This window comes from Nostoc sp. DSM 114161 (assembly GCF_052692665.1).
Genome location: NZ_CP195141.1, coordinates 7,214,210 through 7,238,188, shown reverse-complemented (window position 1 = coordinate 7,238,188; position 23,979 = coordinate 7,214,210). Strand labels below are relative to the sequence as shown.

At 40.3% G+C, this 23,979-nt stretch carries 19 protein-coding genes; 16 read left to right on the top strand and 3 right to left on the bottom strand.

Annotation, left to right across the window (positions count from 1 at the left end; translation table 11 throughout):
* Nucleotides 1–201: 201 nt before the first annotated feature.
* Nucleotides 202–1,215, bottom strand: a complete 1,014-nt coding sequence (locus tag NSTC745_RS30065) for a ligand-binding sensor domain-containing protein (RefSeq protein WP_445634276.1) — start codon at nt 1,213–1,215, stop codon at nt 202–204.
* Between the two features lie 930 nt (nt 1,216–2,145).
* Between NSTC745_RS30065 and NSTC745_RS30060 the strand changes: the two genes are divergently transcribed.
* The 15 genes from NSTC745_RS30060 (at nt 2,146) to NSTC745_RS29990 (ending at nt 16,730) form a co-directional block, all read left to right on the top strand.
* Nucleotides 2,146–3,576 carry a form I ribulose bisphosphate carboxylase large subunit gene (locus tag NSTC745_RS30060; RefSeq protein ID WP_190950319.1) on the top strand — a complete coding sequence of 477 codons (1,431 nt, stop codon included), beginning with the start codon at nt 2,146–2,148 and terminating at the stop codon, nt 3,574–3,576.
* Nucleotides 3,577–3,677: 101 nt separating this feature from the next.
* A complete protein-coding gene (gene rcbX / locus NSTC745_RS30055; RefSeq protein ID WP_096537938.1) occupies nt 3,678–4,076 on the top strand; it encodes a RuBisCO chaperone RbcX in 399 nt (132 codons plus the stop codon).
* A gap of 72 nt (nt 4,077–4,148) precedes the next feature.
* Entirely contained in the window at nt 4,149–4,478 is a 330-nt protein-coding gene (locus NSTC745_RS30050; RefSeq protein ID WP_073640462.1) for a ribulose bisphosphate carboxylase small subunit, read from the top strand.
* A gap of 174 nt (nt 4,479–4,652) precedes the next feature.
* Nucleotides 4,653–5,279: a GDSL-type esterase/lipase family protein gene (locus NSTC745_RS30045; RefSeq protein WP_445634275.1), complete on the top strand. Its 627-nt coding sequence runs from the start codon at nt 4,653–4,655 to the stop codon at nt 5,277–5,279.
* A 62-nt stretch (nt 5,280–5,341) separates the two neighbouring features.
* The gene (locus NSTC745_RS30040) at nt 5,342–5,566 is read left to right on the top strand and encodes a type II toxin-antitoxin system Phd/YefM family antitoxin (protein WP_445634274.1); all 225 of its coding nucleotides are present in this window, start codon (nt 5,342–5,344) and stop codon (nt 5,564–5,566) included.
* The gene (locus NSTC745_RS30035; RefSeq protein WP_445634273.1) at nt 5,566–5,958 is read left to right on the top strand and encodes a type II toxin-antitoxin system VapC family toxin; all 393 of its coding nucleotides are present in this window, start codon (nt 5,566–5,568) and stop codon (nt 5,956–5,958) included. The genes NSTC745_RS30040 and NSTC745_RS30035 overlap by 1 nt, the downstream gene beginning before the upstream one ends.
* Nucleotides 5,959–6,083: 125 nt before the next feature.
* Nucleotides 6,084–6,785, top strand: a complete 702-nt coding sequence (locus tag NSTC745_RS30030; protein WP_445634272.1) for a Uma2 family endonuclease — start codon at nt 6,084–6,086, stop codon at nt 6,783–6,785.
* Nucleotides 6,786–6,840: 55 nt separating this feature from the next.
* Nucleotides 6,841–7,533 carry a Uma2 family endonuclease gene (locus tag NSTC745_RS30025; protein ID WP_445634271.1) on the top strand — a complete coding sequence of 231 codons (693 nt, stop codon included), beginning with the start codon at nt 6,841–6,843 and terminating at the stop codon, nt 7,531–7,533.
* A gap of 239 nt (nt 7,534–7,772) precedes the next feature.
* Entirely contained in the window at nt 7,773–9,038 is a 1,266-nt protein-coding gene (locus NSTC745_RS30020; RefSeq protein WP_445634270.1) for a ribulose bisphosphate carboxylase small subunit, read from the top strand.
* A 132-nt stretch (nt 9,039–9,170) separates the two neighbouring features.
* Nucleotides 9,171–9,410 carry a hypothetical protein gene (locus tag NSTC745_RS30015; RefSeq protein WP_445634269.1) on the top strand — a complete coding sequence of 80 codons (240 nt, stop codon included), beginning with the start codon at nt 9,171–9,173 and terminating at the stop codon, nt 9,408–9,410.
* A 529-nt stretch (nt 9,411–9,939) separates the two neighbouring features.
* On the top strand, nt 9,940–10,695 hold the full coding sequence (locus tag NSTC745_RS30010) for an LmeA family phospholipid-binding protein (RefSeq protein ID WP_445634268.1): 756 nt from the start codon (nt 9,940–9,942) through the stop codon (nt 10,693–10,695).
* Nucleotides 10,696–10,800: 105 nt separating this feature from the next.
* A complete protein-coding gene (gene crtO, locus NSTC745_RS30005) occupies nt 10,801–12,492 on the top strand; it encodes a beta-carotene ketolase CrtO (protein WP_445634267.1) in 1,692 nt (563 codons plus the stop codon).
* A 353-nt stretch (nt 12,493–12,845) separates the two neighbouring features.
* On the top strand, nt 12,846–13,826 hold the full coding sequence (locus NSTC745_RS30000; RefSeq protein ID WP_445634266.1) for an ABC transporter substrate-binding protein: 981 nt from the start codon (nt 12,846–12,848) through the stop codon (nt 13,824–13,826).
* A 9-nt stretch (nt 13,827–13,835) separates the two neighbouring features.
* A complete protein-coding gene (locus NSTC745_RS29995) occupies nt 13,836–15,626 on the top strand; it encodes a diguanylate cyclase domain-containing protein (RefSeq protein ID WP_445634265.1) in 1,791 nt (596 codons plus the stop codon).
* Between the two features lie 360 nt (nt 15,627–15,986).
* On the top strand, nt 15,987–16,730 hold the full coding sequence (locus NSTC745_RS29990; protein WP_445634264.1) for a tetratricopeptide repeat protein: 744 nt from the start codon (nt 15,987–15,989) through the stop codon (nt 16,728–16,730).
* A 32-nt stretch (nt 16,731–16,762) separates the two neighbouring features.
* On the opposite strand, the gene NSTC745_RS29985 is transcribed toward NSTC745_RS29990, so the two are convergent.
* Both NSTC745_RS29985 and NSTC745_RS29980 read right to left on the bottom strand, forming a co-directional pair.
* Nucleotides 16,763–17,269, bottom strand: coding sequence for a DUF4351 domain-containing protein (locus NSTC745_RS29985; RefSeq protein ID WP_445634263.1), 507 nt, complete (start codon nt 17,267–17,269; stop codon nt 16,763–16,765).
* A gap of 149 nt (nt 17,270–17,418) precedes the next feature.
* The gene (locus NSTC745_RS29980) at nt 17,419–19,818 is read right to left on the bottom strand and encodes a tetratricopeptide repeat protein (protein WP_445634262.1); all 2,400 of its coding nucleotides are present in this window, start codon (nt 19,816–19,818) and stop codon (nt 17,419–17,421) included.
* An 839-nt stretch (nt 19,819–20,657) separates the two neighbouring features.
* Between NSTC745_RS29980 and NSTC745_RS29975 the strand changes: the two genes are divergently transcribed.
* On the top strand, nt 20,658–23,936 hold the full coding sequence (locus NSTC745_RS29975; RefSeq protein WP_445634261.1) for a plasmid replication protein, CyRepA1 family: 3,279 nt from the start codon (nt 20,658–20,660) through the stop codon (nt 23,934–23,936).
* Nucleotides 23,937–23,979 lie beyond the last annotated feature (43 nt).

The window sequence follows — 23,979 nt, the reverse complement described above, 5'->3', positions numbered from 1 at the left end:
GTGCTGAGTGAGGAGTGAGGAGTGAGGAGTTAGGAGTGAGGAGTTAGGAGTTATAGAGTGAAGAATTACGGACAAGATAGGAGTTAGGAGTTATAGAGTGAAGAATTATGGACAAAGATAGGAGTTAGGAGTCAATTATTGAAAGTTTAATTTAATTCATAACTTCTAACTCCTAACTCTTAACTCCTAACTCCTAACTTGTTATTTCACAGCTCGACTGAAAGCAAGATGAGGTTTTGCACTGTTCATTTTTGGCATTAACCAAGCTAGACCTTCACTAGTACCTATCCACAATTTATTGCCGATGTCAGGTGCAAGGGCAAGAATCCGACTAGAAGGAAGTCCAGCAACTTCAGCGTCTAACACAGCTCCGGTATTTGGATTTAATCGTAACAAACCATCGTGAGTACCAACCCAGACACTACCATCTTTAGCAAAACGCACTGCTGTAACGTTACGCCCGCGCAACCGCGTTACAGATCGCAACACTGTCCCAGTTTTCGGGTTAATAACTAACAAATTATTTGGCATTCCCGCCCAAATTAATCCTTCTGGGCTGATAGCTAAAGCTTGGACAGTGGTTCCTGGTAAATCTGCGATTCGCTTGATAATTGCAGCACTAGCAGTATTAACCCGCACTACTCCATCAAGGGTGCCAACCCACAGGTGACCTTCAGCATCTAAAGTCAATGTGTTGGCACTGACACCAGGGAGATTTTTTAATGTTGTCATAATCAAGCCTTGGTCGGGGCTAATTAGGGCTAAACCATTGTCAGTTCCAGCCCACAAATAGCCGCGCTTGTCAACTAACAGCGACAACACCCGTTTAGAAGGCAAAAATAAATTCTGTGCGGTAATTTCGCTCGTGCGCGGATCTACTCGCATCAGTCCGCCATAACTTCCCACCCACAAGCGTCCTACTTTGTCTTGGGCTAAAGCACCAATGGCAACATTCGGTAAACTTACACGAGAAACAATCTTCCCAGTTTTCGGGTCAATGCGCGATAGTCCCCGCCAAGAACCTATCCAAAGATTACCTGTAACATCTGCCAGTAAGTTGGCAACGCGATAATCCGTTTCTGGCGAATTTTCTTGCACTCCCCTCTCATCGGGTAAAGGATCTACTCGCGGAGGTGGTGGTGAAGACGGATAAGCAGGAGCTAAATCGGATGAATTAATATCAGGGGTTTTTTGTGCCCATCCCATACTCGGCATTATTAACCCCAGCAAGATAGAAGAAATCAATAAACTAGTACGCTTGCAAAACAATACCACAATGACATTTCCTTTGGAGACACTACCCCATAGCCGTTGTCTAAACTGGCTTTTGGTTAACTTCAGTGTTCCCCTCGCTTGGATTTTTTAAACATTAAATATTGGGCAAAACCCTTCGGGTAGGGAAAAGGGCAAAGGGCAAAGGGAAAGGGAATAAACCCTACCTTTTCCCTTTTACCTTTCACCTTTTCCCCTTGTCTTCTTCTCTCCCCATTCCCTGAACACCATTAATGAGATTTTGTAAACCATTCTTAACAAAATGTTTAAATCTTTATGTAATAACAAATTTAAATAAATAAGTTAAAAACTTTCAAAGAATAACTTATCGAATTCTTGATATATTGTGAAACAAGCTACAAATTTCGTGGTGTGCAATTCTTTTATCTTTTGCTCACCACTCTGCTAAATCTCTGTCAAGTAAATTCTTTTCTGGTATCTTAGCCAACTAAGGAGAAGATAAAAGGAGTATGGAGGGGGGAATGTGTGCTAGCCAGGCCAATCCCCTAAATATGCCAGTTTATGGGAGAATTATCTAAATGCTGACCGCAAAGTGCGGAAGTTTTGGTGAATTGAGAAGGTTTAGTCGGGTGCGAGAAGAGAAACAGATAAAAAAGAATTTTGATGTGTAGGCAGAGGCAAGAATAGAAGCGCGAGGTCGTATGCCCAAGAACGGGAGAACACTGGTCAGGAGGGTTACCACTGCTACCAAAGTGTAGACCACAAAAAAGTGCTAAACTCTGCCAAAGGCAACCCATAACAAAAATTTTTCCCGATCTTCTCCCCGCTCAAGGGGGAAGGAGCGGGGTGTGGGAAAGTTGCACAATACGTGATTTGATTAGTAAAAAGAGTGACTTCTGGGAAGGATAAAATATGTCTTACGCTCAAACGAAGACTCAGAGCAAATCTGGGTATCAAGCCGGGGTTAAGGATTACAGACTAACTTATTACACCCCCGATTACACACCTAAAGATACAGACCTTCTAGCAGCATTCCGCGTTACGCCCCAGCCTGGAGTTCCTCCCGAAGAAGCAGGTGCGGCTGTAGCGGCTGAGTCTTCCACTGGTACTTGGACAACTGTGTGGACAGACTTGCTCACCGACCTCGATCGCTACAAAGGTCGTTGCTATGACATCGAACCAGTTCCCGGCGAAGACAACCAATTTATTGCTTACGTTGCCTATCCTCTGGATCTGTTTGAAGAAGGTTCTGTAACCAATGTGTTGACCTCGATCGTAGGTAACGTATTTGGTTTTAAAGCCCTGCGGGCACTGCGTTTGGAAGACATCCGCTTTCCAGTAGCTTACATCAAAACCTTCCAAGGGCCTCCCCACGGTATCCAAGTTGAGCGTGACAAATTAAACAAATACGGTCGTCCCTTGTTGGGTTGTACCATCAAACCAAAATTAGGTTTGTCAGCTAAGAACTACGGACGCGCTGTATACGAGTGTTTGCGCGGTGGTTTGGACTTCACCAAAGACGACGAAAACATCAACTCAGCACCATTCCAAAGATGGCGCGATCGCTTCTTGTTTGTATCTGAAGCTATTGCCAAAGCCCAAGCAGAAACCGGTGAAATCAAAGGTCACTACCTCAACGTTACCGCTCCTACCTGCGAAGAAATGCTGAAGCGGGCTGAGTACGCTAAAGAACTCAAACAGCCCATCATCATGCACGACTACCTGACAGCAGGTTTCACCGCTAACACCACATTGGCTCGTTGGTGTCGTGACAACGGTATTCTGTTGCACATCCACCGCGCTATGCACGCTGTTATCGACCGTCAAAAGAACCACGGTATTCACTTCCGTGTATTAGCTAAAGCCCTGCGCTTGTCTGGTGGTGACCACATCCACACCGGCACAGTTGTTGGTAAGTTGGAAGGTGAGCGCGGTATCACAATGGGCTTCGTTGACCTATTGCGTGAAAACTATGTTGAGCAAGACAAGTCTCGTGGTATTTACTTTACCCAAGACTGGGCTTCTCTACCTGGTGTAATGGCAGTTGCTTCTGGTGGTATTCACATCTGGCACATGCCTGCACTCGTAGAAATCTTTGGTGATGACTCCGTACTGCAATTCGGTGGTGGTACTCTCGGTCACCCTTGGGGTAACGCTCCTGGTGCTACAGCTAACCGCGTCGCTTTAGAAGCTTGCATCCAAGCTCGTAACGAAGGTCGCAACTTGGCTCGTGAAGGTAACGACATTATCCGCGAAGCCGCTAAGTGGTCTCCTGAATTAGCCGTTGCTTGCGAACTCTGGAAAGAAATCAAGTTTGAGTTTGAAGCTATGGATACCGTCTGATCCAAAGTTACGAGTTAGAAGTTAGGAGTTAAGAGTTACATTAATTCATAACTCATAACTCATAACTCATAACTCATAACTCTTAAGGGCTGGGGCCAAGCATGAATCTCAAGCAAATTGCGAAGGACACAGCCAAGACTCTCCAAAGCTACCTGACATATCAGGCGCTAAGGACAGTATTGGCGCAGCTGGGCGAAACTAATCCTCCATTGGCAGTGTGGCTGCATAACTTTTCTGCGGATAAAGTTCAAGACGGAGAAGCTTACATAAAGCAACTGTTTCGAGAAAAGCCGGATTTGGCATTGCGGATCATGACTGTCAGAGAACATATTGCCGAGGAAGTGACTGATTTCTTACCGGAAATGGTTCGCACTGGCATTCAGCAAGCCAATATGGAACAGCGTCGCCAGCATCTAGAACGCATCACACAAATAGATACATCAAACCCCAGTCTGTATCCAGAACAGCAAACAACCTCAGACCCAAATAACGAACAGTGAATAGTCAGCAGCGATAACTGGTGACTGATAACTGATAACTGAAGTCAACCGCAATCCTTTAATACTAAAGCTATGCAAACTCTACCAAAAGAGCGTCGTTACGAAACCCTTTCTTATCTGCCTCCTCTGTCTGATGCTCAAATTGCCAAGCAGATCCAGTACATCTTGAATCAAGGTTACATTCCAGCGGTTGAATTCAACGAAACCTCTGAGCCAACAGAATTATACTGGACACTGTGGAAGCTGCCTTTGTTCGGCGCTAAATCTACTCAAGAAGTGTTGAACGAAGTTCAATCTTGCCGTTCTCAATATTCCAACAATTACATCCGCGTTGTGGGTTTTGACAACATCAAGCAATGCCAAATTCTCAGCTTTATCGTTCACAAACCCAGCAGATACTAAAAATTAAAAGGTAAAAGCTAAAGCTTAGCACCTTTGAAATTGATTTATTAAGAGAGGTCAAGTTAATTGCCTCTCTTATTTTTATGAAAACTGAATTCTGTAGAGACGCGATTAATCGCGTCTCTACAGAATTCAGAATCAAGGGCTATTGTTAAATTTCAGAAGTATTTATTCATGAATTCAGCACAGCTACGTGAAGTCAGAATTTGTTTTGTTGGTGACTCCTTCGTTAACGGTACTGGCGATCCTGAATGTCTGGGTTGGACGGGAAGAGTATGTGCTAACGCTAATAAAAAAGGTTATGACATCACCTACTATAATTTAGGAATTAGGCGTGATACGAGTAGCGATATAGCAAAGCGTTGGTTACAAGAAGTATCGCTGCGTTTGCCAAAGGAATATGATGGCAGAGTTGTGTTTTCTTTTGGATTAAATGACACAACATTAGAAAATGGTAAACCTCGTGTAGACTTAGCAGATTCAGTCAAAAATACCCAAGAAATTTTAAGGAAAGCGCAACAATTATATCCTGTTTTAATGATTGGGCCAGCACCATACGTAGAACAAGAAGATCTTGAAAGAAGGAAAAGAAACAGCAATTTAACCCAACATTTAGCTTTAATTTGTCAAGAGTTAGATGTGCCTTATTTAGATGTGTTTCCAGTTCTGGAAAAATCCAATATTTGGATAGATGAAGCAAGAGCTAATGATGGCGCTCATCCCAGAGCAGGAGGTTATACAAAATTTGCCAAAATCGTGGAAAATTGGGACGCTTGGTTAAATTGGTTTACTTTAAGTTAATTAATATTTTAAAGTTAAGATAGGGCTAAAAGGCGATCGCTTATTTACCAAAAGTGGTAGTTATGCAGCAAATAAATTTAGCTGAAGCATCTCAACATTTGCCCGACTTAATTGAAGCAGCACTCAGTGGTGAGGAAATCATCATTATCAAAGATAATCAACCTGTAGTCAAATTAACTCCTCTATTGCCAGTTAAACGCCGCCGTCAACCTGGAAGCGCAAAAGGTTTAATTACAATCTCTGATGACTTTGATGCACCTCTAGAGGATTTTCAGGACTATATGTAATGAACTTGTTATTGGATACACATACTTTTATTTGGTATGTAACAGATAATTCAAAACTTAGTAATCAAGTTCTAGAGTTAATCAATGATGAGAATAATCAAATTTTGTTCAGCATAGCTAGTATCTGGGAAATAGCGATTAAGCAGAGTATAGGTAAACTTAGTTTTAATCAGCCTCAGCCATTTGAGACATTCATAACTGAGCAACTTAACTTGAATAATTTCAGTTTACTAAATATCAAATTAAGCCACATTGCTGTTGTTTCTACACTACCTCTACATCATCGAGATCCATTTGACAGATTGTTAATTGCACAGTCAATAGTAGAGAGTATTCCTTTACTAAGTGCTGATACAATTTTCGATGTCTATCCAATTCGCCGTTTATGGTAGGGTATAGTTTTGAGATGCCAAAATTATAGAAAATTAGGATACTTGTTTAAACCAGCTTAGATAATTACTACTAGCAACGAATTTCTTATACTAAATGCAACAACACTCTTTTGAGGAATCTGCTCATGGCAGCATCAATAGAACAAAACTTCCATAAAGGTGCAAAAATTCCGCCTTTAGAAAGTGGGGATAGGCTCACTCGCCAGGAATTTGAACGCCGCTATCACACCATGCCTCATGTAAAAAAAGCAGAATTAATAGAAGGAATTGTATACGTGGCATCGCCTTTGCGTTTTAATAGTCATGGAAAACCTCATGCAAATCTTATAGGCTGGTTGTGGAATTACAAAATTGCCACTCCTGGGGTTGAGTTAGGTGATAACGTTACAGTTCGTCTAGATTTAAATAACGAGCCACAACCTGATGTTGTATTACTAATAGATGAAAATTTAGGTGGACAAGCGCGTATCGGTGAAGATGATTATATTGAAGGTGCGCCAGAATTAATCGCTGAAGTAGCAGCCAGCAGTGCTGCGAATGATTTACATGATAAGAAAAAAGTTTACCATCGTAACGGTGTTAAAGAATATATTGTTTGGCAGAGTTTAGAAAATAAGCTCAATTGGTTTTGTTTACAAAACGAAGAATATGTGCAGCTAGAAACAGATGCAAATGGAGTAATAAAAAGTTGCGTATTTCCGGGTTTATGGTTGGATGTACAGGCGCTATGTAAAGGTAAAATGGCACAAGTTTTAGCTGTGTTGCAACAGGGATTGAATAGTCAAGAACATCAGGACTTTATGGAACAATTGGCGATACAATCTTAGCAATAAAAGAATTGTTTATACTAGATTTAGTAATACTCCTTTGAGGAATCTGCCAATGACAGCATCGGTAGAACAAAACTTCGATAAAGGTGCAAAAATTCCGCCTTTAGAAAGTGGGGATAGACTCACTCGCCAGGAATTTGAACGCCGATATACTACTATGCCTCATGTAAAAAAAGCAGAATTAATAGAAGGAATCGTCTACGTGGCATCACCTTTGCGTTTTGAACGTCATGCAGAACCTCATAGTTTATTAATAGTTGTCTTCGGCACTTATAGGATAATGACTCCAGGTGTCAAAATCGGTGATAATGCTACAGTGCGTCTAGATTTAGATAATGAACTACAACCTGATGTTGTATTGTTGATTGATGAAAAGCTAGGCGGACAAGCACGTATTAGCGATGATGATTATATTGAAGGTGCGCCAGAATTAATCGCTGAAGTAGCAGCCAGCAGTGCTGCGAATGATTTACATGATAAGAAAAAAGTCTACCGTCGGAACGGTGTCAAAGAATATATTGTTTGGCGAATTTTAGAAAATCAATTAGATTGGTTCTGTTTAGAAAATGGTGAGTACATATCAGTAGAACCCGATAGAAATAATATAATTAAAAGTCGGGTTTTTCCTGGTCTATGGTTGGACGTACAGGCGTTACGTACGGGTGAAATGACAAAGGTTTTAGCTGTGTTGCAACAAGGACTGAGTAGTGAAGAACATGTAGAGTTTGTCCAAAGCTTAACATAGAAACTGTGACACATGGAATTCTTAGCTATAGAGGCAAAATCTACCTCTGTGGGTTTGTAATTATATTTAGAATCAGTCTTAGGGAATAGAATTCGCAGCGACACAGAGAAAACCTGTCTTTGTGTTTCAAATTGTGTGAAAAAACCGATCGCCATGAATAATCCACGAAAAGCGATCGCTACACCCAAAAAAAACTTAACATTAACTTTAGAAGGGCTAACTATTTATCAGATACGTTCATGGGTTACTACATTGCTCCGCGATTTTTGGACAAACTTGCTGTCCACATCACCAAAAATTTCTTGAAGCTTCCTGGCGTTAGAGTACCTTTGATTTTGGGTATTCACGGACGTAAAGGTGAAGGCAAGTCTTTTCAATGCGAGTTAGTCTTTGAGAAAATGGGTATCGAAGTGACTCTCATCTCTGGCGGCGAATTGGAAAGTCCAGATGCAGGAGATCCAGCGCGGTTGATTCGGCTGCGCTACCGAGAAACAGCAGAACTAATCAAAGTACGCGGAAAAATGTGCGTGCTGATGATTAATGATTTAGATGCCGGTGCTGGACGCTTCGATGAAGGCACTCAATATACTGTAAACACGCAGTTGGTAAATGCCACACTGATGAATATTGCCGATAACCCCACAGATGTGCAGTTACCGGGAAGTTATGATTCAACGCCTTTACATCGCGTACCAATTATTGTCACAGGTAATGATTTTTCCACCCTCTACGCACCGTTAATTCGGGATGGACGGATGGAGAAATTTTATTGGGAACCAGACCGAGATGATAAAGTGGGAATCGTCGGCGGGATTTTTGAAGCAGATGGACTTTCGCGGCGGGAAGTCGAACAGCTAGTTGATACTTTTGCCAATCAATCCATTGACTTTTTTAGCGCGTTGCGATCGCGGATTTATGACGAACAAATCCGCAACTTTATCCATCAAATCGGTTTTGAGAGGGTATCGTTGCGCGTGGTTAACAGCACTGAAGGGCCGCCAGAATTTAAAAAACCAGATTTCAGCCTGTCTCACTTAATCGAGTCCGGCCATTTGATGGTTGGCGAACAAAAACGAGTGGAAAATTCCAAATTAGTCGATGAGTATAATCGACTGAATCGAGGTAGAAGTTATCAAGCCGCACCACCACCGCCTGCTGTGACACCAACTAGCAAACCGTCAACTAATGGCGCAACCACAAATGGATTCCCGAAAAAAGAAGCGTCGAGTCCGCATTTGAGCTTGGAAACACAAGCACAAATCCGGGAAATATTGGCTCAAGGTTACAAAATTAGTATCGAACACGTAGATGAACGTCGTTTCCGTACAGGTTCTTGGCAAAGTTGTGTGAACAGCCACATTGATGCCGAATCGGATGCAATCTCAAATTTGGAATCTTCTCTGGCAGAGTATAGCAATGAATACGTGCGCTTAGTAGCGATCGATCCAAAAGCCAAGCGGCGGGTTTTAGAGACAATTATTCAGCGGCCGAATGGTAAAAATTAACAGTCGATAAGTCGATGGCAAACGCTAATGTTTTGTAAAAAGTTGAATAAAACGTTAGAAACTGCCATCAAACAATAGATTTCTAAGGATGAAAATAAATAAGCTGTTGCAAACTTTAAAAGAGGTATAAACATGAAATCCGAACAGGACAGAGAACAGCTAATCAACGAAATAAACCTCCTGTTGCATCAAGCTTATGACAGTACCTTAGACGAAATTTACGCATTATTTAAGCGGATAGAAGCGGAAGAGGACGAGAACGATTTAAGAGCTTATCATGCTGCTAAAAGTGATCTAGAAAATAATAGTTCTATTGCATGGGAAGACATTAAGAAGGAAATAGCTAATGAAAGAAAAAAGAACGTAGCTTAATTTACGAAATTAAATTTACCAAGGGTGCGAGAAAAATGTTTATAAAACTTTAATTCCAGTCCCCCCCTTTTTAAGGAGCTACGGTGTATACACAAGTCTTTTAAAGTTGTACCGCAGGCTTTTGATCCCCCCAACCACCCTTAAAAAGGGGGGCAAAAAAGTCTCAAAGTCCTCCTTTTTAAGGAGGATCTACGAGGATTTTGGTTTCCTACACAGATGTGTGTACACCGTAGCCTTTTTAAGGGGGGTTAGGGGGGATCTCACAGTGCTTAAAGTCACAGCAAAACACTTTTCAAACAACCTTTAACAGCGCATTCTAATTTTACTGATTTATTTTGTAGTGCGAACATCTTCTTCGCTACATTCATTAGGCGAAAATATGCTCGTACTACATTTTTAAAAAATATGATGTTCCCAAAGTTAACAGACTGTTAGTCCTCCGACTTGCATATACCTCAATATAGATTCGCTCTTGAGTATCCAGCCTTTACAGTAAAAAATAAGAGGATATTTAGGAGATTAGTAATTCATGTCTGATGAGCATAGATTGGAAGAAAAATTATTATCCCAGGAAGCGGAAAGAAGAATATCCGAAAATTTCGATGAAGTAGAACAAATAGAAATAGATGTACAAACCGATCTGTTGAAAGTAGTTCAGGGACAAGTTGATGGAGTTTCGGTTGCAGGTGAAGGATTAGTTATCCAAAAAGACATTCGCGTACAAGAAATAAAACTGCAAACAGATGGTATTGCCATCAATCCTTTGAGTGCTATTTTCGGCGATATAAAACTCGAACGCCCAGTAAATACCGTTGCTAAAATAACAATGACACAAGCAGATATGAACCGCGCTTTGTCATCAGAATTTGTTCGCAAACAAATGCAAGACTTCGACTTAGATGTAGATGGGGAAATTGTGAGTTTGAAACCACAAAAAATAGAGGTATTTTTACCTAGTAATGGCAAAATGGAATTTAGAGGTAAGGTGTTGTTAAAGGAAAAGGGAAAAACTCGACCTTTAGGTTTTACTGCGATCGCTCGTCCGCGCAAAGGTTCGCAACCCGCAATGTTAGAGAGCTTTAACTGTACTGAGGGAGAGGGTGTTTCAATAGAATTAGTTACAGCATTAATGCACAAAGCCAAAGAATTGATGAACATACCATATTTTAAATGGGACGATATGGTATTTCGCATCAAAGAGCTAGAAGTAGAAATTGGTAATTTAATACTTATGATAGAAGCTAAAGTAAAGCAAATACCATCATCAGATGTAGTACCTCTTTAGTAGTATTGACACTCTGCAAAAATAATTTTTGTTACTGATGGGTGATTTAAATTTCCCAAAAGTTTTTTAAGCTTTATAAAGCTAATTAATTTCAAAGTAACAACTATGCAAGAGTATGATGTTGTGCTGATTGGTGCTGGACATAATGGGCTAGTTTGTGCCGCTTACTTATTGAAAGCTGGTTATAGTGTCCTGTTACTAGAAAAGCGTTCCGTTCCAGGCGGTGCAGCAACAACTGAAGAGTGTTTACCACAAGAAGCTCCTGGATTTAAATTTAACTTATGCGCTATTGACCATGAGTTTATTCACTTAGGGCCAGTAGTTGAAGAATTAGAACTAGAAAAATACGGTTTGCATTATTTAGAGTGCGATCCGGTTGTGTTCTGTCCCCATCCTGATGGCAAATATTTCTTAGGACATAAGTCGGTAGAAAAGACTTGTGCAGAAATCGCTCGTTATAGCGATCGCGATGCTAAAAAATACGCAGAATTTGTCGATTATTGGCAAAGGGCGTTAGGTGCAATGATTCCCATGTTTAATGCACCGCCGAAGTCGATTATTGACATCCTTGGTAACTATGACATCACAAAAATCAAAGATTTATTTTCTGTCATTGGTTCGCCAAACAAAACGCTGGACTTTATTCGCACCATGTTAACCAGCGGTGAAGATTTACTTAACGAGTGGTTTGATTCAGAATTTCTCAAAGCACCACTATCAAGGCTAGCGGCAGAACTTGGTGCGCCGCCATCACAAAAAACCCTTGCCATTGGTGCAATTATGATGGCAATGCGCCATAATCCGGGAATGGCTAGACCCCGCGGTGGGACTGGCGCACTCGTGCAAGCTTTGGTGAATTTAGTCAAAAGTAAAGGCGGCGTCATCCTCACAGACCAGCACGTAGAAAAAGTTTTAATTGATGATGGCAAAGCTGTGGGCGTGCGAGTCGCTGGCGGTCAAGAATATCGTGCCAAACATGGCGTGATTTCTAATATCGACGCTAGGCGTTTGTTCTTACAAATGACTGATAAAAGCGAAATTGATGGAGTCGATCCTGAGCTATGGGAAAGATTAGAACGCCGCATCGTTAACAACAACGAAACTATCCTCAAAATCGATTTGGCTTTGAACGAACCACTGCACTTTCCCCACCACGAACACAAAGACGAATATCTTGTTGGGTCTATCTTAATTGCAGATTCCGTGACTCATGTAGAACAGGCTCATAGTAAATGTACCTTGGGAGAGATTCCCGATGCTGACCCATCAATGTACGTGGTAATGCCTAGCTACTTAGACCCCACATTAGCACCACCAGGCAAGCATACAGTGTGGATTGAGTTCTTCGCCCCTTATCAAATAGCCGGCGCAGAGGGGACAGGTTTGAGGGGTACGGGTTGGACAGATGAATTAAAAAACAAAGTTGCAGACAGGGTGGTTGATAAATTAGCAAACTATGCGCCGAATGTGAAAAATGCAACTATCGCTCGTCGTGTAGAAAGTCCAGCAGAACTAGGAGAAAGATTAGGCGCATACAAAGGGAATTATTACCATATTGATATGACCTTAGATCAAATGGTATTTTTCCGTCCTTTGCCAGAAATAGCGAATTACAAAACCCCAATTGACAATTTATTTCTGACAGGTGCAGGGACTCATCCAGGCGGTTCCATTTCCGGAATGCCGGGACGCAATTGTGCCCGCGTGTTTTTGCAGGCAAAGCATCCCATCAGCCAAACTTTGAAGGATGCACGCGATTCGATTAAGTCTATCGGGTCAGTATTTGGGATTATTTAAATCGCAATCTAGTATTATTGCGCTTACTTACCCTCAGATTTTTTTGGATCTGGGGGTATTTTATTTTCTGCTTCAATACTGCTCGGTTAATAAGAATATTCGTAGTAGTGCGGCAAGCTTAATTAATTTGGTTGAGTAATCATAGAATAATTTTATTTGGGATTTGCTAGGCTTTTTAAACCCAAAGTTTCAAGGGTGACGCTGTGGTTGTCATACAATTAGTTCTAAAAAATCCTCACCCAGTAACTTTTTTATTAAGTATTTAATCGAGTTTCGCCGTCAGTTTTAATTTGAAAATATAGTTGATGTAGTTGAATATTTCATCAATAGTGGTTAAATAATATCTAATATTTATGTTAAAACTACTCAGATGCTTTAGTATGTTTCTCATTGCCGCCTGTTTGCTATTTGCTTGTCATGCTTGGACACCGACCGAATTCAAACGCCCTCCTTTGAAAGTGATATTTACATCTTTTGTTGGGGAGTATCCAGGAATCATTGCTCAAGAAAAAGGATTCTTCAAAGCCCAAGGGGTAGATGTGGAACTAATTTATAAACGATACACCCAATTGGAAAGAGCAAATTTCAGTGCGGGTAAGTATGATGGTATTACAGCGTCCTTGGGAAGTTTTATAATATTGAGTACCACAAATCCTGATATACAAGGCGTGCTTATTATAGATGAATCAACAGGAGCAGATGCGGTAGTCGCCCAATCACAAATTAAAACTGTTGCTGACTTAAAAGGGAAAAAACTGGGTGCAAATCTAGGCGGTTTTAGCGAAGTTTTCGCGATTGAGATGTTGAAAACTGCCAACTTAACCAGCGATGATGTAAAGTTGGTTAAATTAGAGGCTTTAGAAATTCCTGAAGGGCTGAAAAATAATGTTATTCAGTCCGGTCACACTTGGGAACCCTATCTTTCTGAGGCTATAAAATTAGGGGGAAATATCCTATTTACCAGCAAACAAACCCCTGGCTTGATTTTAGATATGATTATTTTTCGCAATGATACAATCCGCGATCGCCCCGAAGACATTCGTGCATTTGTGCGAGGATGGCTGCAAGCTGCGTCCTACTGGAAAGCAAATGTTCAAGAAGGAAACGCGATCGTTAGCAAAGCCTTAAAAATTCCTAGCAATACACTTTCTCTAGAGGGAGTAAACCTAACTGATTTAGCTGAGAATCAAAAATTCTTTCAATCGAGTAACCCTAATTCCATCTACAAAACTGCCAAGATATATGCAGACTTTTTTATTAGCTCAGGAAATGTAACGCGCATTCCTGAGTTAAAAAGTTTGTTCAATTCTTCCTTCTTGAACCCTCCCTCCTAGTTTAAAGCCATGCAGCAGACTTTTTTGGGCGGCATCCGTAGAAAGTTAATCGTCTCGTTTCTCATTGTTGCTTTGATTCCTTTGCTATTATTGGCAGTTATCAACAAACAGACAACTGAAAAAGCACTAACTGACAACGCCCGACAAGCCCTATCTGCGGCAGCTTACGAAACTACTAACAGAATAGATGCCTTTATTGATGGAAATCTCAATGCCGTGCGCGTAGAGGCGTTTTTGCCCGGTTTGGCACGCTACCTCAGCCTAAGTCCAAAACAGCGAGATGACAGCCCGGAAATGCAATTGGCGATAGAAACATTAATCCGTCTCAGTCGCAAAGATATGCTCAATATTCTCTCCTATGCTTTGCTTGATTTAAACGGTAAAAATGTATTGGATACACATACATCGAACATTGGCAAAGATGAATCAGTTGAAAACTATTTTAAAAAACCACTAGAAACTGGGCTGTCCTTTGTTTCTAGTATGACGCGATCGCCGACAATTCCTGACCTTGTTATCCTCTTTTTTAGCAGTCCGGTTCGCAATGCCAAGGGAGATATATTAGGTGTATTGCGCGTTTCATACAATGCTACTGTCGTTCAGCAGTTAGTAACTCGACAAACTGAACGGGCTGGACTGAAATCATTTGCTATTCTTTTAGATGAAAATAATATTTATCTGGCACATAGCACTGCACCAAAACTACTTTTTAAATCAATTGTGCCTCTGCCTTTGGATGTTGTAACTCAACTGCAAAAAAAAGGGCGTTTGCCGAATTATCCTCCTCAAGAATTGGCAACTAATGAGTCAAAACTTAAAGAAGCATTGGATAATCACCAGTCGTATTTAATTGCATCTTTGTCAGCAACACGCAATCAAGTTAATTTGATTGCGATCGCTCGTTTAAAATATAAACCTTGGTCTGTGTTGTTTGCACAGCCTCTTGCTGTTGCCCTAGCACCTGTAGAAAAGCAAATTCGTCACGCAATGTTTCTATTTGCAATTATCGCTTCAGTAGTGACAATCATCGCTTTTGCCATTGGGCAACTGCTAACAGAGCCAATAATTTATCTTACCAATATAGTTTCCCAGTTTACCGCAGGTAACTTAGATATCCGGGCCAAAATAAATTCAAAAGACGAAATAGGTCAACTTGCGAAGTCGTTTAACAACATGGCACTTCAGTTACAAACATCTTTGGAAACTTTAGAACAACGGGTACAAGAGAGAACAACAGAGTTAGTAGTTGCTAAAGAAAAAGCGGAAGATGCAAATCATAAACTAGAACAACTGGTAAATTTGGATGGTTTGACTCAGGTAGCTAACCGTCGCTGTTTCAACGAACGGCTGCAAGCAGAATGGAAACGCCTTACACGACAACAACAACCTTTCTCATTGATTTTATTCGATGTTGATAAATTCAAATCTTACAACGACTACTATGGTCATCTTGGAGGCGATGATTGTCTAATCAAAATAGCACAAACAGTACAACAGACAGTTCATCGTCCTGCCGATCTAGTGGCGCGTTATGGTGGAGAAGAATTTTCGGTACTCCTTCCCAATACTGACTTAGCAGGAGCAGTGAAAGTAGCAGAAAATATTCAGCAAGCAATTTACAATCGGGCTATTCCCCATGCACAGTCTGATATCAAGAATATCGTTACTGTTAGTTTGGGTATTACTTGTGTCATACCTACTTGCGACATCAAGCCAGATACACTCATCGCTTCAGCCGATAAAGCCCTATATAATGCCAAACAACAGGGGCGCGATCGCTATTGTACTCATTTAACTTGAGTCTCTAACGGAGGATTGTTTGCATTTTTACCAAATATTTCTGTTAAACCAGTATACGTAGGTAATCTATAAGATAGCTTTCAGACTAGATTACTTGATTATATCTTCATACTGCGCCATCTAGAGTACTTAAATTGCTTTTAAAATGTTTTTATTGATGCTTGTATAAAAAAAGTGCGATGCCTGCGGCGGGCGTAGTTATTATGGGATAAATTTAATATCAAAAAAACCATTTTAAAATTTCAGCAAAGGTTTTTTCAAAAAATCATAGAACTAAGGAGCAAAAAGTAGTAAATATTTGATAATATTCAAAAAATAACAAAATTGGAATAACAGAATTATAAGTTCTGTAGATAAAGCATGGTTTGTAGGTACGGATTGGTTGCATCTAGCTTAATAATTTTCTTTGGGTTTGGTTGTAGCAATGGGGCGAATTCATGGACAGAAAATACCACACAAGTTGTTCAGGAAACTAATGTAAACCAGCTTTTTGTAGAAGCTAAGGCTAGCCAAAAGGCAGAAGTTTTATTTGCTCAAGGCAATAATTTATTAGATAGACAGCGTTACGAAGATGCAATCAAAGCATACGACAAAGCGATCGCCATGAAAGCTGAGATTGCTGAAGCTTGGATAAATCGCGGCATAGCTTTAACATCACTGCATCGCTATCAAGAAGCGATTGCATCTTACGATCGAGCGATCGCCATCAACTCTGACAAGGATGAAGCTTGGTATAATCGTGGCATAGCCTTAACATCTCTGCAACGCTACAAAGACGCTCTTGCATCTTACGATCGAGCGATCGCCATCAAGCCTAACAAATATGAAGCTTTAACTAACCGGGGCATTGCCTTAACAAAATTGCAACGCTATCAAGAAGCAATTGCATCTTATAATAAGGCGATCGGCATCAAAAAAGATTTGCATCAAGCATATTACAACAAAGCTTGTGCTTATGCTTTACAAGGCAATGTAGAATTAGCAATTGAAAACCTAGATCGAGCGATTCAATCTGTTCCTGCAAAATACAAAAAATTAGCTAAAACTGACCCTGACTTTAGCAAAGTGCGTAGTCAAAAGCGGTTTCAGGAATTAGTGCAATAGACGAGCATTAGGGAGTCGGTGCTGTGAGGCCACTAGCTGAGATTTTCAAACCAAGCTTCTAAATCTGCAACAGAAGAAAAATCCAGCAACGCCTCACCGAGATTTTCTAACTCAGGGGTTGACAGATTTTCAATTCTGCCCTTCATTTGTGGGCTAATTTCTCCCAAGCGACGGTTAAGTAGGCGCATTAGCAATTTTAATTCTCCTTGCTTTTCCCCTTGTTCAAGTCCTTGTTCAAGTCCTTGTTCAAGCCCTTGTCGCATCCAACTGGTAACTATCTGCATAACTTTTTCTTGCTCTTTTGGTTCAATGGTAGCAAGTTGTTCTTGAAACACGACTTCTTCTTGGGAATTCAATTCTAAGTATGTATCAATAAAGCCGGAAATTAACTGTACTTGTGCTGGGTTAAGCCCAAGACTTGTTAACAACTGTAATGATGTCAGTTTGACTTGGGGACGTTCATTTGCATTCATCCGCATTTTTGCCATCAAAGCACTAGCTACAGGATTTGGCTGATTGACAAAATCCTGCCAATGCAATTGATTTAGCTGGATAACATCATAATTAAACTCTAAGTTGTCCTAAGTCAATTGTCCTTTGTCCTTGGTAAACACAAATGACTAATGACAAATGACTAATGACTAATAACGGTCTACACGGAGTTTGTGCAATATGTAGGCGCGTTAGCTTAGTGCGATCGCTTGTATTCTTCAAGCAATTTCGGCAAGCTATCGTAGCCATCGACACCAATGAATTTAACGATATTATTTTGAGAATTTGCTATTACTTGTTCTACAGCGTCATTTCCTAATTTACTTTGTAAAATTGTCACTAAACCAGCCGCTTGTCGCCATTCCGCCGCAGTAATTTGTTCTAATAAATACATCCCCAGGCAGCTATTATATAGTGCTGTTTCTAAATGATTCAAGCTGTAATGACTTTCCGCTAAATACAAAAAGTTTAACCCTTGGAGATATTTGTCACCAGAAGATTGCACCGCCTCAGTACCTTTTTCTAAGTATTCTATGGCAGCTTGGGATTTTTCTAAGGCGACGTGGGCAATACCAAGACTTACATAACAAAGGGCTTGAGTTTGGCGTGCAGCCAAGTTAATACCAAATGGTGAATTACGCAATTTTTCTGACAATTCTAAACCCTGGTGCAAGTATTCTATTGGTTGTTCGTAAATATCTGCTTCTATGCGTTCTGTCTGCTGCGCCGCAAACACTTCGCTATAGCCCAAAGTTGCCAAGGCGTGGGCTTCTCCAAAGCGATCGCCTGCTTGACGAGCTAAAATTAATGCCCTCTGGCTATAATTAATTGCCTGAGAATAATCTTTTTGAGCAACGCAAATACGGCTACTGTGGTTGAGATTGGCAATTTCACAGGGCCGATCCCCGGCTTGGCTGGCAATTTCTAAAGCTTGTTGGTGGAATGAGTTGGCTTGTGGATATTTACCTAAAATAAATTGAGAATAACCCAACAGCGTTAGTATCCGGGCTTTTTCTTGGGTATCTTCCACTTCTTGGAGTGGTGTATCTAAGTAATCCATCGCATCTTGCAACGCATCTCTCCCAAAAAAGGCAAATACTCCGCCGTAAAGGGGAAAGTATTGGCGACGGGCAAAAGTTCTGAGAATTTGTAAAACAATTTGAAAACAGGCTTTCGCTAATTCTTCGCCTTTGGTGCGATCGATATTGGTAGCGACACGAAAACCATCAGATAATTCACACCAAACCACAGCAAAACTGAGAAAAGTCGCAATAGACGCAGATGTACCCCATTTGGAATCATGGGGTTGTCTTTCAAACAAAGTCACCAAACTTTGCTGCATTCTTTGGACAATTATTGTTAACTCCACCCAGTCTTTCATGTAGATATAAGGCTGGCAGACAATTACTTCTGTTGCAGATATGCCATCAGCTAATGCAGAAAATAATATTTGTGTTAATGGAGTGCTAACTTTTTCTGCCCACGAAGCCCAAGGTTCTTGTTTTAGTTGAGACTGTGTTAATTCTAATGGAGTTTTTGTTGATTCGTAAATCCAACTCACAAGAGAAGCTTCTAATTGCTGATAGGATTCTACACCGCTAGTGATGCCGATCGCTAGTTGTTTTATTTCTTGTTTTCGGTGAAGATCTTCATCAGCAGATACCGCTGCTTTTAATTGGTGGGCTAGTTGTTGTAATTGACTTTGGCTGAAAACTTCGTTTTGGTTGGGATCGATGATTTGTAAAAAAACTGAAAAGCGAGAAGCTTGTGAGGCTGTGAGAATTTCTTGCACAGCTGCGGTAACTGCGGCTCGATCGCGTTTTTGTTTTTGGACTCGTTCCCATTCGCTTTCAATATTTTGTAATGTTTTCAGGGTACGATTTAAACGAGCTTTTTTCAACTCAAGAGTTTCTCTTTGGAACAAGTCCGGAGAAACGATCGCTTTATTGAGTTCGGATTGTGTAGAATTCAAGCGATCGCTCAAACAGCGTTCAAAGATTTCACCATTACCAGGGCCAACATTTTCTATTAATTGACGATGTATATATTCTTGAGAACGGATTTTACCTGTAAGGGCGGTACTAACAATTTCTTCTATTAATTTCTGATACCTGTGAGATAAGGAATTAGGTACTGCATCTGGGGTAGGTTCTGCTACTATATCATCTGTTTCATAACTAGAGTTAAGATTTACTAAACTTTCCTTATAAGTAGGTAAACTTGGTATTTCTTCTTGATTTGGTGTTTCTAAGCTTTTGGGATTATTTTTTAATTTGGATAAGTGATAATCTGCTAAAGAACCGCAAGCAAATTCTTCCCGAAAGCGGTCTATTTTTGTAGTTGAGTATAGTTGACGCTGACGATATTTCTGAGACCAAAAAGCAGAAAGTATTAAGCCTGATATGACTCCTATACCAATGCCTGTAAGAGCTAGCTTTGGAATTTCCAAAGTATCAATTTCTTGTCCAGATTCGACGCTTACATTAGAAGATGCACTTTCAGCAACGGCATAGTCATTTGTGTTACTTAGCTGGACGCTAGTTGCGATCGCCGCAACCGACAGTACCAATTTCAATATTAACTTTGATTTCCACATAATCTGACAGTTTATAAATATGTTGTCTTTTTTTGGGTTTCTTCGGATTTTACGTCAGACAAAAATAAACCACTGTTTTTTTTGTCAACTAACTGTTTTTCCAACAAATGGAGATTCAAAAATCAAGCTAACTATTAGGTCGTGGCAAAAATAAACTGACCATTTGCCATGCGTTCACAGCTTGTATTATTCAGTATTTCTTCATTTGAATTTTGAATTTTAATTTTGTTTTAATAGACTCTTTTTTATTAAGTAAATAGACATAATTAAATGCAAAATGCAAAAGTTTAAAACCCCGATCGACACTGGCTTTTCCCTTCTGCCTAGCCTGCGGCAACGCTTACGCGAACTACCTCCTGCCTTCTACTTAATACAATTCAACTCATGAATAGAAAATAAACTTTCATAACACTAATTTTCGGAAGATATTCTTAATTCTTAACATTTATTTATGCGCGTAGTAATGATGCTAAAGCAATATTTGATAGCAGTTGCCAGTTAGGTTAGGACATTAACCGATATTAAAACCCCAACACCAAGCCAGTTTCAAGCCTATTGCCTGTTCCCTGTTCCTTAATATAACTTGTGGCTGATGGCGATCGCATTCCTTAACTAAAAAATATACTGATAAATGAAAATTTTTAGCAAACAAATATCACAATACAAAATTATTACTTCGGGGATCTATTAGGCAGAATAACCCATTATAGCCTTCACCGATGTGTCTCCCAAAACGCAGTAAAAAAAGCATCATTAAATATTCGCAATCTTGCTTATAAGAAACTAAGAAATGCATGTTAATGTTTTAATCTCATCGTCTTGCCTTAGCGCCTTTTGATATGCATCTGCACTATTTACATCCCCAACACCTTGAAGAATTAGTCAAGAGTAGTGGTATAGACTTACACTTAGTGCAACTTAATTTTCAGTCGCTCCAAGGTGTAGCTGCTTATGAGTATTTGTTGATTTCTGAGCTACTTCCGCGCACCAATACTGGAATGGTAAAAAGTAGTTGGTTGGAGCGTTATGCTCATATCACCGAAGGTGGTTGGTGGTGTTCTGGACTAGACCCCTTGAATAATTGGCAAATGATGGAATGGGGGTGCTTTAAGCCAAACCAACCGCGACAAAATAACAAAGGCAAATCCATCAAATACGAACATCCCCCCAGCACGCCAACGCGGGTGTTTTGTTTGCGGGTAACGTTCCAAATCTGGCAGCAAGTTGCAGGGCGTTACAATTTACCCATGCCCGATGATATCACCATTAACCCTGATGGCGAAGCTAGGGGTTTTTGGCAATGGGTGATGGAAAAAAATATTTCTCTCATCATCTGCGAGGGTGTGAAGAAAGCAGCGACGCTGTTGACACAAGGATATGTAGCTATTGGCGTTCCTGGAATTACCAGTGGTTATCGCGTCGTCAAAGATGAGTTTGGTAAAGTTACCCGTCGTCAATTGATACCCGACTTAGCGATGTTTGCGACGACAAAGCGTCGGTTTTATATTTGCTTTGATTTTGAAACTCAACCTCAGAAAATTGCTGCTATTAATAATGCCATTTCTCAACTTGGTTGTTTATTCCAGCAAAAAAATTGTCCTGTTAAAGTTATTGAACTTCCAGGAAAAGAAAAAGGAGTTGATGATTTTATTGTTGCCAAAGGTGTAACTAACTTCGATAAACTTTATCGGCAAAGTCTTGATTTAGAAATATATCTTGCCCAAACCAAACCCCACACCGAGTTAAACATTCCTGCTGCCCTAAATTTTAACCGTCCTTATATAGGTGAAATTCCTTTTCCCACATCTGGATTAGTAGGAGTCAAATCAGCAAAAGGAACAGGTAAAACCACAGCCCTGCATAACGTTGTTCGGCAAGCCAAAAAGATTAATCAACCTGTTTTATTAATTACTCATAGAATCTTATTAGGACGATTTTTGTGTGAAAAAATTGGGATTCAGTGGGGAGTAGGGAGATGGGGAGCAGGGGAGCAGGGGAGCAGGGGAGCAGGGGAGCAGGGGAGCAGGGGAGCAGAGGAGCAGGGGAGCAGGGGAGCAGGGGAGCAGGGGAGCAGGGGAGCAGGGGAGAGTTTTTGTAAAAGTTCTTTCTCCTGTGCCCCTCTGCACCCCCGCACTTCTGCCCCTCCGCCTCTTCTGCCCAATGACCCATGCCCAATGCCTAAATCTTTCGGTTTATGCATTGATTCGATTTGGAAATTGAACCCTGAAGATTGGCATGGGGCAATAGTAATTTTGGATGAAGTCGAACAATCTTTATGGCATTTACTAAACAGTAATACTTGTAAGCATAAACGTGTAAAAATCTTAAAAATATTCCAAGAACTAATTGCTACAGTTTTAAAAACTGGAGGCTTAGTAATTGCCCAAGATGCCGATTTATCAGATGTTTCACTTGAATATTTACAGGGATTATCAGGAATTAAATTAACACCTTGGGTAGTTATTAACGAATGGAAACCCCAGCAAGGTTGGGACGTGACATTTTATGATTCACCAAATCCAACACCCTTAATTCATCAACTAGAATTAGATTTACTTGCCGGACGTAAATGCTATGTTACTACCGATAGTCGTGCTGGGCGTTATAGTTGTGAAACCATTGAAGGTTATTTGAAAGAGCGATTACAAAAATTAAGACGACAGTTTCCTCAAACTTTAGTAGTTAGTAGCCACACTACAAACACACCCGGCCACGCAGCAGTTGATTTTATTGCAGCGATTAATCAAAAAATAGCTGAATATGACGGTGTTTTTGTTACTCCTAGTCTGGGTACGGGAATTAGTATTGATGTTCAACATTTCGACCGAGTTTATGGCATTTTTCAAGGCGTAATTCCTGACTCAGAAGCGCGACAAGCATTAGCAAGGGTGCGGGATGATGTACCGAGGGTTGTCTGGTGCGCTAAGCGAGGTATTGGTTTAATTGGTAGCGGTAGTACAAATTATCGCTTGCTATCTGATTGGTATCAGGAAAATCAAAAAGAAAATTTAGCTTTGCTCAGTCCTTTACATAAAATAGACGTGGATTTACCTTTAGTTCATGACCCAATTCATCTACGAACTTGGGCAAAATTATCTGCAAGGGTAAATGCATCAATTCGCCTTTATCGTCAATCAATGCAAGATGGTTTAATTGCTGACGGGCATATAATTAAGCTGCGGAGTAATGCTGTTCACAATAATATTATTCGAGATTTACGCCTTGCTTTTTTGGCGAGCGATCGCGATGATTTAGAAACCCGCAAAAGGTTAATTCTAGAAATCGTCCAAGTCCAAAAAGATTGGGCACAAAGCCGTCAAAAAGCTAAAGACATTAAACGCAAAATCAAAGAAATTAAACAACAAAATCAACTAGTAGCAGCAACATCTGTAGCTAATGCTAAAAATATCAATTATGTAGAATACCAACAACTATTAGTTAAACATTCTTTAACTGATGAAGAACGCAATCAACTAAACAAATATATTCTCAGGCAAAAATATGGAATAGAAGTTACTCCCACTCTAAAATTGCAGGACGATCGCGGATATTATAGTCAATTATTAATTCACTATTATCTGACTCATGAAAGTGAGTATTTTCATATCAGAGACCAGCAAGAATGGCATCAGCAATTATCTTGGGGTGAGGGTAAAGTTTTTCTACCAGATTTAAAAACTTACACTCTCAAAGTTGAGGCAATGAGAGCGTTAGGAATGCTGCAATTCTTGGAAGAAGGACGAGAATTGAGGGAAAATCATGATGATTTAATCTTGCTGAAGAATGTTGCTTTTCAGCATAGCAAGCACATTAAAAGAGTCCTTGGTATTAATTTGCTTGGAGAGAAAGAACAACTTCGGGGAATCAAAATACTCAGCCGATTGTTAAATTTATTAGGTTTGAAGCTGAAGCAAGTAAATGAAGTTTATCAAATCGATCCAGCAACGCTAAATGATGGCAGGGAAAAAATATTTGCAGTTTGGCATCAACGAGATGAATTGATGTTGGCTCATGTTAAGAGTGGTGGCTATAGGGTGGCTGATTATTCGTCAGCATGGAAGGTTGAAATTATCGAAACCAAGCTTGAAAAGTTAGACCAGAGATTGTCAAAGATATGAAAAGGGACTGGGGACTGGGGAGATGGGGAGCAGGGGAGATGGG